General features: G+C 68.2%; 10 protein-coding genes. 9 read left to right on the forward strand and 1 reads right to left on the reverse strand.

The features are described 5' to 3' along the window. The first annotated feature begins 60 nt into the window (after positions 1-60). From FB475_RS28495 to FB475_RS28525, 7 genes are all read left to right on the forward strand, one after another. Entirely contained in the window at positions 61-2,106 is a 2,046-nt protein-coding gene (locus FB475_RS28495; RefSeq protein WP_141860135.1) for a HelD family protein, read from the forward strand. A gap of 26 nt (positions 2,107-2,132) precedes the next feature. Next, positions 2,133-3,395: a hypothetical protein gene (locus tag FB475_RS28500; protein WP_141860137.1), complete on the forward strand. Its 1,263-nt coding sequence runs from the start codon at positions 2,133-2,135 to the stop codon at positions 3,393-3,395. 36 nt (positions 3,396-3,431) lie between these two features. Beyond that, on the forward strand, positions 3,432-4,784 hold the full coding sequence (locus tag FB475_RS28505; RefSeq protein WP_202878577.1) for a glucose-6-phosphate dehydrogenase: 1,353 nt from the start codon (positions 3,432-3,434) through the stop codon (positions 4,782-4,784). 91 nt (positions 4,785-4,875) lie between these two features. Then, positions 4,876-6,663 (forward strand): carboxylesterase/lipase family protein, encoded by a 1,788-nt coding sequence (locus FB475_RS28510; protein ID WP_141860141.1) that lies wholly within the window; start codon positions 4,876-4,878, stop codon positions 6,661-6,663. A 62-nt stretch (positions 6,664-6,725) separates the two neighbouring features. Beyond that, positions 6,726-9,212, forward strand: a complete 2,487-nt coding sequence (locus tag FB475_RS28515) for a X2-like carbohydrate binding domain-containing protein (RefSeq protein ID WP_141860143.1) — start codon at positions 6,726-6,728, stop codon at positions 9,210-9,212. A gap of 554 nt (positions 9,213-9,766) precedes the next feature. Further along, a complete protein-coding gene (locus tag FB475_RS28520; RefSeq protein WP_238332493.1) occupies positions 9,767-10,621 on the forward strand; it encodes a GTP-binding protein LepA in 855 nt (284 codons plus the stop codon). After that, positions 10,618-11,205, forward strand: coding sequence for a TetR/AcrR family transcriptional regulator (locus FB475_RS28525; RefSeq protein WP_141860145.1), 588 nt, complete (start codon positions 10,618-10,620; stop codon positions 11,203-11,205). The genes FB475_RS28520 and FB475_RS28525 overlap by 4 nt, the downstream gene beginning before the upstream one ends. Here the strand turns inward: FB475_RS28525 and FB475_RS28530 are convergent, their stop codons facing one another. Beyond that, positions 11,206-11,973 carry an NPP1 family protein gene (locus tag FB475_RS28530; RefSeq protein WP_141860147.1) on the reverse strand — a complete coding sequence of 256 codons (768 nt, stop codon included), beginning with the start codon at positions 11,971-11,973 and terminating at the stop codon, positions 11,206-11,208. 175 nt (positions 11,974-12,148) lie between these two features. Here FB475_RS28530 and FB475_RS28535 point away from each other — a divergent pair, with 175 nt between their 5' ends. Further along, entirely contained in the window at positions 12,149-12,400 is a 252-nt protein-coding gene (locus tag FB475_RS28535) for a hypothetical protein (protein WP_141860149.1), read from the forward strand. A gap of 28 nt (positions 12,401-12,428) precedes the next feature. Next, positions 12,429-14,099 (forward strand): alpha-amylase family protein, encoded by a 1,671-nt coding sequence (locus tag FB475_RS28540; RefSeq protein ID WP_141860151.1) that lies wholly within the window; start codon positions 12,429-12,431, stop codon positions 14,097-14,099. The last annotated feature ends 19 nt before the right edge of the window (positions 14,100-14,118 follow it).

Raw genomic sequence — 14,118 nt, forward strand, 5'->3', positions numbered from 1 at the left:
ATCGAACCGGATGGATCTGCTCCGGGGCGGGACCCAGCTCACGATTCGAGGCTCTGTCCGATGGTCGAACCTGAGCTAGCGCCTGAGCTAGCAACTGAACGCGCCTATCTCAGCACTGCTCGCACCGCACTCCGTTCCATGTACGCCGAGGTCGTCGACCGCGAGGTCCAGATCATCGGCGGCGAGGACAACGACGAACGCTTCACCAACGAGGCCAACCAGCGGGCCAAGGAGCTGCGCACGCATGCGCTCCTCGACCTGCCCGACGTACCGCTGTTCTTCGGCCGGCTCGACTACGAGCCCGGCACGATCGAGGGACACGACCAGATCTACATCGGCCGCCGCCACGTCCACGACGGGACCGGCGTACCGCTCGTCATCGACTGGCGCGCACCGGTGTCCGTACCGTTCTACCGCGCCACCCCGACCGATCGGCAGCGCGTGCTGATGCGCCGCCGTTACGGCTTTTCCGATCACGCAGACCTGACCGGTTTCGAGGACGAGTCGCTGACCGCCGTCGTGGAGACCGATCAGGCGGACGCGTTCCTGCGCGCCGAGATCGAGCGCCCGCGCACCGGCCCGATGCGCGACATCGTCGCCACCATCCAGCCCGAACAGGACGACCTGGTCCGCGCACCGCTGCACCCGAGCGTCTGCGTCCAGGGCGCACCCGGGACCGGGAAGACCGCGGTCGGCCTGCACCGCGTCGCGTACCTGCTCTACACCGAACGCGAGCGGCTCGGCCGCGGCGGCGTCGTGATCGTCGGCCCGAACAAGTCGTTCCTGTCCTACATCCGCAAGGTACTGCCCGCGCTGGGTGAGGTCGACGTCCGCCAGATCACCATCGACGAACTGCTGATGCGACCGGCCGGGACGACCGACGAACCGGCGGCCGAGGCCCTGAAGGGCGACGCCCGGATGGCCGATGTACTCCGGCGCGCGCTCTGGTCGTACGTCGGTACGCCGACCGCCGGAGTCCTGTACAGCAAGGGATCCCGGCGCTATCGGGTGCACGACTACGAGGTCGTCGACATCGTCTCGGACCTGCGCGAGTCGACCCGGTACGCACCCGGCCGGAACGCGCTGGCGCAGCGGATCGCGCATGTTGTGCTGGTCCGGATGGAGGAGCGCGCCGAGTCCCCGGACGACCGTGTGCAGAACGCGGTCGCTCGCTCGAAGCCCGTCAAGGAGGTCCTGGACGCGGTCTGGCCGCGTGTTGTCCCGGAGCAGATCCTGCACCGGCTGTTCTCCGACGCCGACTTCCTCGCGCAGGCCGCGCCGACTCTGACGGACGAGGAACGTACGGCGCTGCTGTGGACGAAACCGGCCCGCTCGTGGAAGTCGGCGAAATGGTCGTTCGCAGACACGGTCCTGCTCGACGAGCTCGAGGACCTGATCGAACGCCGTACCGGTTCGCTCGGCCACCTGGTCCTCGACGAGGCCCAGGACCTGTCGGCGATGCAGCTGCGCGCGCTCGGCCGGCGCTGCCGGACCGGGTCGGCGACCGTGCTCGGCGACCTCGCGCAGGCGACCACGGCCTGGGCCGCCGGTCCGTGGGACCAGGTGCTCGGGCATCTCGGCAAGGACGACGGCGTCGTGGCCGAGCTCGACCGCGGGTTCCGGGTGCCCGAGCAGATCATCAACTTCGCCGCGAAGCTGCTGCCCGCGATCGCGCCGACGCTGCGCACCCCGACCGGCGTCCGCACGGTCGCGAACGCGCTGAGCATCGTGCCCGCCGACGCGGACTCGTACGTGCAGCAGGTGGTCGCCGAGTGCCGTACGGCGCTGGCCGGCGAAGGCTCGGTGGCACTGATCGCCGCCGACGACCAGGTCGCCGGCCTGCGGGACGCGCTGGTCGCGGACGGTCTGGAGACCGCACTGCTCGGCGAGACCGAGGACGAGATCGACACGGTCCGCCTGGTCTGTGTGCCGGCCACGTTGGCGAAGGGACTCGAGTTCGATGCAGTCGTGGTCGCCGAGCCGGCGCACATCGTCGCCGCCGAGGCCCGCGGACTGCATCGCCTGTACGTCGTCCTCACCCGGGCTGTCAGCCGCCTGCAGATCGTCCATGCCGAGCCGCTGCCGGCCGCGCTGAGTCCGGCGTGACCTGAGATCGACGTTAAGGTCCAGGGATGAGTTCCCTGGTCGTCGTCCTCCTGGTGATCGCGGTCGTGCTCGTCGTGGGCGGGATCACCTGGGGGATCGTGGCGATGGTCCGCCGGCAGGCCTACATCAGCTCGATCCGCGAGCGCGGCTGGACGTTCGTGAGCAGCCCGACCTGGGAGTCCGTCGGGCGGTTGAGCAATCCGCCGTTCGGCCTCGGCTTCGAGCGCCATCCGGACGACCAGATCACCGGCGCGACCAGTACCGGGCGGGCGTTCCAGGTGATCGAGTACAAGTCGTCGTACTGGTCGGGCTGGGTCGGCATGGTCACGCTGTCGCGCCCGTTGCCGGAGCTGTGGGTCACCGGCGGCGAGACCACCCCGCGGTACGGCGTACTCGCCCAGGCCGTACCGGCTCCGCCGCAGCTCGGTCCGGGGTGGCAGGTCGGCGCCCTGGATCCGGCGTACGCGCAGGAGGTTCTGACGCCGGGGGTGTGCCAGCAGCTGACCGCGCTCGCGTCCGGGCAGGTGGGCGTCAACCTGAGCATCGACGGTGACCAGCTCGTCGTCCTCGATCCGCCGCGCAAGGACCTCGATCGGCTCGGTCCCTGGCTGGAGCAGCTCGGTGCGGTCGCGTCGGCGGTCGACGCGGCGCCGCTGGACCGGTGGATCCAGCCGGAACCGCAGCAGCGGCTGACGTTCTACCACCACCCGGACTGGTACTGGGTCGGCGTCGACGACAGCCTGCTCGAGTTCACGCCGATCAACCGCGGCGGGTCGCATCACCGGACCGAGGACGTGGTCCGCGGGCGGGACGGCGACGGGCCGCCGTTCGTCGCGTTCAAGCACCACTGGCAGACGACGCGGACCGAGTCGTACACCGACTCCAACGGCAACACGCAGACGCGGACGATCACCGAACACCATGATGAGCCGATCCTGGGGTTCCAGTTGCCGATCGCGATGCCGCCGCTGAAGATCGGGCGCAAGGGGCTGGGCAAGGGCATCGAGTTCGAGAGTGCGGCGTTCAACAAGCAGTTCGCGGTGTCTGCGCAGGATCGGAAGTACGCGTACGACGTGATCCATCCGCGGCAGATGGAGTACTTGATGGCGGCACAGGGGCGGCCGTTCGAGATCGACGGGGACTGGGTGTGGTTCTCGCCGGGCGAGCACAGTCAACCGGCGATCGCGCACTGCTCGGCGTACCTGCGGGGCTTCCTCGGACGGGTGCCGCGCTTCGTGTGGAAGAACCTCGGACTCCAGGACACCCCGTATCCCGCCTTGGACAGCTAGGGAATGCGGTTCCCGTCCGCATGGTTGGATCTGAGCGTGTCGAATCAACGAACCGTCGTCATCTTCGGTGCCAGTGGTGACCTGAGCTCGCGGCTGTTGCTGCCCGGCCTGGGCAGTTTGCTCGCCGGGCCGCGTGCCACCAGCGTGCGGATCATCGGTACCGGCCGGTCGCCGCTCGCCGCGGACGAGTGGACCTCGCGCGTCCGTTCTGCCTTCGGTGGTGACCTGAGTGACGCCGCGGCTGAGACGCTGGCGACCACGCAGTACGTCGCAGGTGACCCGACCGACGCCACCCATCTCCGTGCGCTGCTCGCCTTGGCCGGTCCTGCGCCGGTGCTGTACTTCTCGCTGCCCCCGGCCGTCGCGACTGCGATCGTCGAGACGCTGCAGAGCGTCGACCTGGCTGAGGGCACTGAGCTGGCCTTCGAGAAGCCGTTCGGTACCGACGCCGCGTCGGCCGCCGCGCTGAACAAGCTCGTCGGCACGCTCGTGCCGGAGGAGAACGTGCACCGCGTCGACCACTTCCTCGGGCGCACGGCCGTGCTGAACCTCATCGGCCTGCGGTTCGCGAACCGGTTGTTCGAGCCGGTCTGGAACGCGGAGCACATCGAGAGCATCGAGATCGTGTACGACGAGACGCTCGGGCTGGAGGGGCGCGCGCAGTACTACGACAACGCCGGTGCGCTCGTCGACATGATCCAGAGTCACCTGCTGCTCGTTCTCGCCCTGCTGGCGATGGACGCTCCGGCGACGATGGACGCCGTCGAGGTGCGGAGCGAGATGGCTCGGGCGCTGCGGAGTACGCATCTGTACGGGTCTCCGGTGGAGGCGAGCCGGCGGGCGCGGTACACGGCCGGCGGCGGCGTTCCGTCGTACGCCGAGGAGGCCGGCGTGGACCCGGGGCGGGAGACCGAGACGCTCGCGGAGCTGACCGTCGAGGTGGACACGAACCGCTGGGCGGGCGTGCCGATCACGCTCCGTTCGGGGAAGGCACTCGGCGTCGCGCGCAAGGAGATCGTGATCAAGTTCAAGCCGCTGCGGCACCTGCCGTCCGGCCTGCACGGCGGTCGCGACGGCGAGACGCTGCGCATCGGCCTGAACCCCGGCGAACTGTCGCTGTCCGTACCGGCGCTCGGCGTCGACGGCCCGTACACGATGGGCCAGGTCTTCCTCGACGCGACGCTGCCGACCTCCCCGGTCCTCCCGTACGGCGAGGTCCTGAACGGAATCCTCCGTGGCGACCCGTTGCTGTCGGTGCGCGGGGACGTGGCCGAACGCTGCTGGGAGATCGTCGAACCAGCCCTCGACGCGTGGCGCACGGGGGAGGTCCCGCTGGAGGAGTACGAGGCCGGCTCCAACGGACCCAGCCGCTGGCGCGCCGCCTCCTGACACCAGGCATTTACCCTGGGGCGACTGGCAGCCCACTCGCTGGAGAGTAAGCGGCGACAACACGATCACTCTCCAGCAAGAGGTGCACCAGATGAGCTCCGTCCCCTCCCGACGCACCCGCGTCACCCTCGCCGCACTCACCGCGGCCCTGGCAGCCGCGGTAAGCGGAACAGCCGCCACCACCGCGGCCCACGCCGCCCCGGCAACCTCGCCACCCGCCGCGACAACCGCCCCGCCCACCGCCGCGGCCGACGCCGTCCCGGCAACCTGGCGGCCCGACGCGACACCCGCCGCGCGCACCGCCGCAGCACCCGCCCTGCGCACCCTCGCGGCATCCACCCCGCGCACCCTCGCGGCATTCACCCCGCGCACCCTCGCGGCATCCACCCCGCGCACTGCCGTGGTGCGGAACGGGGCCGGCGGGCCGGTGGTTGTCACGGGCAACGGGTTCGTCCGTGGTGTTTCTGCTGACGGGACGTCGGCGTTCCTGGGGATCCCGTACGCTGCCGCGCCGACCGGAAACCTGCGGTGGCGTGCTCCGCAGCCGGTGCCGAGCTGGCGGGGTGTCCGCGACGCGACCAAGTACGGCCCGGGGTGTCCGCAGGCTCCCGGCATCGCGCCGCCAGGGACGTTGAGTGAGGACTGCCTCTACTTGAACGTGTCCACGGCGAACCTGCACGGCATGACCAAGCGGCCTGTGCTGGTGTGGATCCACGGCGGAGGGCTGACCGCGGACAGCGGCTCCAACTACGACGGCACCAAGCTCGCGAAGGCCGGTGCGGTCGTCGTCACGATCAACTACCGCCTGGGAGCGCTCGGCTTTCTCGCGCATCCGGCGCTGGCGTCCCGCGGTGGAGCGGCAGGCAACTACGGGCTGATGGACCAGCAGGCCGCGCTCCGGTGGGTGCAGCGGAACATCGCCCAGTTCGGCGGTGACCCGCACAACGTGACCATCGCCGGTGAGTCTGCTGGTGGCATGTCGGTGCTCGCGCACGTGACGTCGCGCAGTTCGAAGGGTCTGTTCCAGAAGGCGATCGTGGAGAGCGGCGCGTTCGCGCTGCAGCAGGAGTCGCTGGCCAAGGCTGAGGCGAACGGTCAGGAGTTCGCCTCGAAGGTCGGATGCGCGGATCAGACTGCCGCCTGCCTGCGAGAGGTGCCGGTTCAGGCGCTCGTGGACAACGCCGCGACCGCGAGCGTCACCATCCCGGGGGTCGTCGACGGCGCGGTCCTCAAGGAATCCATCGGCACCGCCCTCGCGGCCGGCCGCTTCAACCACGTCCCGATCCTCAACGGCAGCAACCACGACGAGGAAGCCCTCTTCACCCTCGGCGGCCGGGTGGTGAGCCGCGGCTACAACGTCGCGTACACCACCCCGGTGACCGCAGCCAACTACGAGAGCAACATCGCCGCCGCCCTCCGCATCAACCCCACCCAAGCCACAGCCATCGCCGCCGACTACCCCCTCGCCTCCTACCCGTCACCTGACAAGGCATTCGGCACCTTGGTCGGCGACGCCACCTTCGCCTGCACCGCGGCACAGGTCGACAAGTGGACCAACGCCCAGGCCTACGAGTTCAACGACGACACTGCCCCGTTCTTGTTCGCCCCTCCTGGCACCCTCTCGGTGGCCACCCACGGCTCCGAGCTGTGGTACCTGTTCGACCTCCCGAACGCACCGTTCCAGCAGCCCCTCGACGCTGCCCAGACCAACCTCGCCGACACCATGCGCGCCGACTGGGTGAAGTTCGCCGCCACCGGCACCTTCGGCCCGGTCGCCGGGACGGTCTCGTACCAGCTCCCCGCACCGAGCCTCTCGACGGACTTCGCCGAGCGGCACCACTGCGCCACTTTCGCACAGAATCTTGACAAGGTTAAGTAATAGTTCCAATATCCTATCCGATTCGGTATTTCTCTGAGGTTCTCTGGGAAGAGGTCACCGCCATGACCAGATCCGTTCGGAGCAGGGTGTTACGGGCCGCGCTTGCCGCGGTCGTCGTCGCCGGGCTGCTGCCGACAGGTTTGAGTACGTCGTCAGCGGCACCGGCGACAGCCACCACAACAGCCACCACAACAGCCACCACCACGACCACCGCTGCGACGCCGACTGCGACCCCGCTGACGGGTCCGGCCGGGGACAAGGCCGCCAAGCCCTACATGGGCTGGAGCAGCTACAGCATGCAGGTCTACAACCCGAACGGCGGCAGCTGGATCACCGCCGACCAGCTGATCAAGCAGTCCGACGCGATGCACGCGAAGCTGCAGCAGTACGGGTACAACTACCTCAACATCGACGCCGGCTGGAACGACGGCATCGACGCGTACGGGCGCCCGACGCCGAGCAAGAAGCTCTACCCGAACGGTCTGCAGGCGGTGATCGACCACATCCACGCCAACGGCCAGAAGGTCGGCCTGTACATGATCCCGGGCATCAGCAAGGCGGTCATCGACGCCAAGCTCCCGATCTACGGCGCCCCGGGGTGCACCACCGGCGACCTGCCCGTGCTGCCGCTGCAGAAGGGCGACTACTGGGGGATCGGCTACCGGATCGACTTCTCCAAGCCGTGCGCGCAGAAGTACGTCGACTCGATCGCGGACCTGTTCGGCTCCTGGGGCCTGGACTTCCTGAAGTTCGACAGCGTCACGCCCGGGTCCGGGATCAGCGACCTGTCGGTCGACGCCCGCGACGACGTGAAGGCCTGGTCGCAGGCGTTGAAGCGGCACAACATCTGGCTCGAACTGTCCTGGGCGCTCGACATCAACTACGCCGACACCTGGAAGCAGTACGCGAACGGCTGGCGGATCGAGTGGGACGTCGAGTGCTACTGCACGGGTACGGCGCTGACCGCCTGGCCGAACATCAACCGGCTGTTCCCGAAGCTCGCCGACTGGTGGCGGCACGCGGGTCCGGGCGGCTGGAACGACCTGGACTCGCTCGACGTCGGCAACGGTTCGATGGACGGCCTGACCAAGGACGAACGCCGTACGGCGGCGACGTTGTGGGCGGTGTCCGCGGCGCCGATGTACATCGGCAACGACATGACGAACCTGGACTCGTACGGCCTCAGCCTGCTCACCAACCCCGAGGTGATCGCGGTCGACCAGGCCGGCCGTCCGGCGCACCCGGTGTCGACGAAGACCAACCGGCAGGTGTGGTACGCGCTCAACGCGGACAGCTCGTACACCGTTGCCCTGTTCAACCTTGGTCAGACGGACGCCGACATGACGATGAACTTCGCCGACCTCGGGCTGAACGGTTCCGCTAAGGTGCGCGACCTGTGGGACCGCAAGGACCTCGGCACGTTCGATTCGAGCTACACCGCGAAGAGCGTGCCGATCCACGGCGTCCGGTTGTTCAAGGTGACGCCGCAGAAGGGCGCCACGATCACCGTGAACGACGACGATCTGCGGGTCTCGTACGACGGAGCCTGGGAGCGGAACGACAACTACGAGGTACCGGCGGTCTCGCAGGCGCTGACCGTGGGGGTGACCGACTCCTCCCAGGCGTCCGCGAAGGTCGCCGACCTGCCGACGCGGACGATCGAGGTGAACAACAACAACTCCGGCATCGTCTACACCGGCAACTGGAACTACAGCTCCGGGCGTGGTCTGGGCGACTACCAGGACGACGTGCAGTGGACGGAGACGAACGGGGACTCGTTCTCGTACCAGTTCGTGGGTACGGGCGTGGACTACGTGACCGAGACCGATCCGGGGCAGGGTGACGTCGACATCTACATCGACGGTGAGCTCAAGCAGACCGTGAGTACGTACCTGGATCCGTCGCAGGGGCACAACAAACCGCAGCAGGTGGTGTACAGCATCTCGGACCTGCCGAACGGTACGCACACGATCCGTGGGGTGAAGAAGTCGGGGCAGTTCATGCTGCTGGACAAGCTCAACGTGCGACAGGAGAGCCTGCTGAACCCGGACACCGCGGTGTTCGACAAGAATGCGCCGGCCGACGTCGACGTCACGCTCGGGCGCGACCCGGGTGAGCTGGACGGCATCGCGTACGGCGGCAAGGACCTGGTGAAGGGCACCGACTACACGGTGAACGGGAACGTCGTGACGATCAGCAAGACGTACCTCGCGACGCTGCCGGTCGGGAACGCGGCGCTCGACGTCCGGTTCCGCGGCGACTACCGCGACGACATCCACGCCACCAAGACCGACGGCGCCGCCGTCACCTTCAGCTTCACCGGAACGGGCGTCGCCTGGACCACAGCCCTCGCCCCGGACCAGGGCGACGCGGATGTGTACGTCGACGGCAAGCTAATCCAACGCGTCAACCTCCACGCCGACGCCCGCGTAACCAACCGAACCGTCTTCAACACCACCCTGAAGAACGGCCCCCACACCCTCAAGCTCGTCAAGGCGAGCGGCACCATCCTCCGCCACGACACCATCCACTACACCCTCGCAAAGTAGCCCCTCCACCCTCAACCAGGCCACCCACCCAGTAACACCCCCGGGGCGAGGTTCGGTTCAACACCCCCGCCCCGGCCGAGGCCCGGTTCAACACCCCCGCCCCGGGGTAGGCTCGGTCAACGCCTCGCCCTCGGGGCGGGGCTCGGTTGATCACACGCCCCAGGGGCGAGGCTCGGTTGATCACACGCCCCAGGGGCGAGGCTCGGTTCACCACCCCGCCCCGGGCGAGATCGGTTCACCTACTCGCCCCGGGGCGAGGGCTCGATCCCACCCCTTCCCGAGCGAAGCTCGGTTCAACACCCTGCCCCCGAGCGGAGCTCGGTTCACCCCCGCCGCGCGCAGTTCGGTTCACCACCCCGGCCTCCGAGCGGAGTTCGGGTCAACACCCCGCCCCCGAGCGGAGCGAGGGCGGGACCCTGGTTGTTCCCTGAGTCACAGCTGAGTGACTGACTGATCAGTCAGTTAGTTGTTAACCTTGGCGGGTGTCTTTGAGTGATTTGGTGATTCCCCGTCGACGGGGGCGTCGCGGGGAGGACTCGCGGCTGGCTGAGCATGTGGATCGGCTGGGGGAGGAGCACCCGCCGATTCCGCTCGGTGGTGTGGACTACACGATGAAGAAGCCCGCCGTGCTCGCCGAACGCTTCGGCCCGGTGCTGGCCTACATGACGCGTGTCGAGCTCGAGGTCGAGCGCAACGTGCTCGAGCTGAACATCCTGCTCCCGGACCCGCCCGAGGTCGACCGGCACTTCTATGCCGACGTCTGGATGCCGCAGGAGACCCGGCACGGGCAGATCCTCGACAAGCTGCAGGAGCTGCTCGGCGTCCAGCCGCACGAGGCGAACCTGGACGAGGTGTCGTTCAGCCTGAAGTTCCTCGGCGCACTCGGAAAGGTGCCAGGCGTCCAGGACATCAGCCGGATGCTCTACTACCTGACCGGCCTCGCCACTGAGCGCTCCGCCGTCCTCGCGTACAACAAGCTGCACGCCGGACTGGTCGAGCTCGGCGAGCGTGCCATCGCCGCCACGGTGGTCGCGCCGATCCGCCGCCAGGAGCCCGGCCACTTCGCGTACTACCAGATGGCGGCCCAGGAACTGTGGGATCAGCTGTCGGGTTGGCAGAAATGGCTGACGCGCGGGCTCCGGAAGCGTACGTTCGAAGTAGTGGGTGCCTACAACAAGCTTCAGGTCACGCAGTTCGGGGACGTGATGGACAGACTGAGGTTGAGCAACGGCGGCGAGGCGGAGCTGCGGAAGTACGCACAGCAGGTCGGGCGGGCCGAACACGAGCTGCTGTGGGCCCATCGCCGGGGCCTCCGCGTACCGGACTACGTGTTCAAGTCCCTCAAGCGGGCCGCCGTGCTCGCTGCCGAGCGGAAAGGCGAGGTCTGGCCCGCTCCTCAACCCTCATGACCGCATCCCCGCAGCACCACAGCTCGCGCAGCACCAAGCGGCAGGTCATCATCGACACCGCCGAGCGGCTGTTCGCGGAGCACGGGTACGACGCGACCTCGACGGCCCGGATCGCGACCGAGGCCGGCGTACCGTCGGGGCTGGTTTTCTACCACTTCGCGACCAAGCTCGACCTGCTGCTCGCGGTGGTGCAGGAACGCCCGGCACCCAGTGAGGTACTGCGCTCCGCGGCGCGCGGCCGGACCGTACGACAGCGGTTGCGGGCGGTCGTGGCGAAGATGGCCGAGGAGCTGGAGAACGACCGTGCGGTCCGGATCATCGTGTTCCGGGAGGCACAGGGCCGGCCGGAGATCGCGTCGCGGGCGGCCGAGATGTTCGCGGACGCGAGCGCGACCGTGGCTGACGTACTCGCCGATGCCGACGACGTGGTGGCGGACCGGGCCCGAGTGCAGACCGCGGCCGAGCTCGTCGTGAGCCGGGTCTTCCTGGACACGGTCGCCCTCGGGCAGCTCGAGCCCGCCACCAAACGGCATGCGGCCATGATCGACCTGATTGTCGAGACACTCACCAGCACGCCGGGTTGATCAACTCCAGGGATCGAACGGGATCCCGGACGGCTTGGACGCGTTGAGCAGGTTGCGGAATCGGTCGTCCTTGTCGGTGATCTTGATCGTGGCGGCACCGAAGTCCGCGGTCATCAACGTGTCGCGCAACGACGTACTGGGGTAGCCGTTCCAGCCGACGAGCGGCGGGTAGCGCCAGGTGTGGTAGTGGTTCTCCGGCGGCTCGTCGTTGCTGTTGGCCAGCCGGAAGAAGTGCGTACTGGCGCCGTCCTTGTGGTACACGACCTTCGGGTGCGTACCGTCGAACCGGACCTGCGAACGGGTGTACGTGACCTGGCTCGAGTGCTGCGTCGTGGTCACGTACTCGACCTGGTTGGTGGCCTGGTCGACCCAGGAGATCACGTGTTCCCAGTCGTGCCGGTGACCGCCGAGACTGCTCCCGGGCAGTGCCTGGTCCTTCTCGAAGTAGCTGGCGTACACGATCGCGCACCAGCCGTTGTTGCACTTCTCGCGCGAGTAGGTCTGGGAGTTGTCGAGGTCGGACTGGTCGCGGCAGTTGCCGTTCAGTGCGCCGGTCGGGTTCAGCCCCGGGTTCAGCGTGCCGTCCGGTCCGATCGCGGGCGTCGCGTAGCAACCGTCGGTGTCGTAGTCGTACGCGGGCGAGAACGACTGCTCGTAGCCGTCGGCGTTCTGCGGGAGGTGCTGCGGCGGTTCGGCGTACGCGATCGCCGCCGAGGTGATCATCAACGCGGCGGTGCCGAGGACAACGCCGAGCGTTCGTCTGGGCATGGGATGCTCCTCATTTATTTCAGGGCGGAAAGGAACTAGACGACAATGACAGGACTCGGCCACCTGCGCCTATACGTCACGTGACTACAGGTCGACCGTCGGTGAAAGGGAAATCCGGGGGGTGCCAACCGGCCGTCACGTGTTGCACAGTGGGAGTGCTGTGGGAGGAGCACAGATGCCTGAAGAGGAACAGGCAGTGCCACCGGAGTCGCATCCGCCTGCGCTGCCGGACGGAAGGATCCCGACGTACGGCGGTCATCCCGTGGATCGGCCGCCACCGTTGGGGTGGGGACCCGATCTGTCCCGTTTCGACGAGCTGCTTCACCCGAAGCCGCCAGCGGAGAGCCCGCTGCTGGTCGTTGCGCTGATCGTTCTCGGCGGTGTCGCACTGTCCGTCCTGGTTGCCGTGCTCTCCACCGGCGTGTAGAGACCCGAGCGCGGGGTACTTGCCGGGCATGCGCCTGTCTGAGACTGCGGACGTCTGGTGGAAGAACGCCGTGATCTACTGCTTGGACGTCGAGACGTTCTTCGATACCGATGGTGACGGGCGGGGTGACCTCCGCGGCGTGGGTCAGCGGATCGATCACCTGGCCGAGCTGGGCGTGACCTGCCTGTGGCTGATGCCGTTCTACCCGACGCCGGACCGCGACGACGGCTACGACATCACCGACTTCTACGGCGTCGACCGCCGGCTGGGAACGCACGGCGACCTGGTCGAGCTGATCACGCTGGCCAAGGACCGCGGCATCCGGGTGATCGCCGATCTCGTCGTCAACCACACCTCCGACCAGCACCCGTGGTTCCAGAGTGCGCGGGCCTCGCGCGAATCGCCGTACCGGGGCTGGTACGTCTGGCGCGACCAGCCGCCACCGGACGCGGACAAGGGCGTCGTCTTCCCGGACCAGGAGACGAGCCTGTGGCAGTACGACGAAGCAGCGGGACAGTACTACTTGCACCGTTTCTACAAGTACCAGCCGGACCTGGACATCGCGAACTCAGAGGTCCGCGAGGAGATCGAGCGGGTGATCGGCTTCTGGGCCGAGCTCGGACTGTCCGGGTTCCGGGTGGACGCGGTGCCGTTCCTGCTCGACACCGCCGGCGCGGAGGATGCGGCGAACCTTCCGGATCCGCACGACTACCTGCGCGAGTTGCGGTCGTTCCTCGACCGCCGGCAGGGACAGTCGATGCTGCTCGGCGAGGTCAACCTGCCGTATCCCGACGTGCAGCGCTTCTACGGTACCGACGGCGACGAGCTGACGATGTGCTTCGACTTCATCACCATGCAGCGGCTCTACCTGTCGCTGGCCCGGAGCGATCCGGCCGAGCTGGTCAAGGCGTTGCACGAGCGGCCGGACCCGCCGGGCCGGGGGCAGTGGGCGATGTTCGTCCGGAACCACGACGAATTGACGCTGGACAAGCTGTCGGACGCCGAACGGCAGGAAGTGTTCGACGCGTTCGGGCCGGACAAGAACATGCAACTGTACGGTCGTGGTCTGCGCCGGCGGCTGCCGTCGATGCTGGGCAACGACGCGGACCGGATCCGGATGGTCTACAGCTTGCTGTTCTCGCTGCCGGGTACGCCGGTGCTGTTCTACGGCGAGGAGATCGGCATGGGGGAGAACCTCGCGGCGCCGGACCGGCACGCGGTGCGGACCCCGATGCAGTGGACCGCCGAGGTGAACGGCGGTTTCTCGACCGCCGATCCGAACGACCTGCCGGCGCCGATGGTCGAGGGCGAGTTCGGTCCGCAGAACGTGAACGTCGCGGCGCAGCGGCGGGACCGGGACTCGTTGTTCAGCTGGATGAAGCTGCTGATCCGCCGCTACCGGGAGTGCCCGGAACTGTCCTGGGGGACCTGCACGATCCTCGAGACCGAGGCGGAGTCGGTGTTCGCGCACCGCTCGGACTATGACGGCGGCACGATCGTTGCCGTCCACAACTTCGCCCCCGCGGATACGAAGGTCACGCTGGCCGTCGCGGGGGCCGGGGTCGGGGTCCGCGCGGTCGACCTGTTCGCCGACCGGACCTGGGAGGTCCGCGAGGACGGGACGATGACGGTCGAGCTTCCCTCGTACGGCTGCCGTTGGTTCCGGATCGTCCGTCCGGGGGACCGTTACCTCGTGTGACGTACCTCGTGTGACCGGT

The organism is Kribbella jejuensis (assembly GCF_006715085.1).
Lineage (GTDB): Bacteria > Actinomycetota > Actinomycetes > Propionibacteriales > Kribbellaceae > Kribbella > Kribbella jejuensis.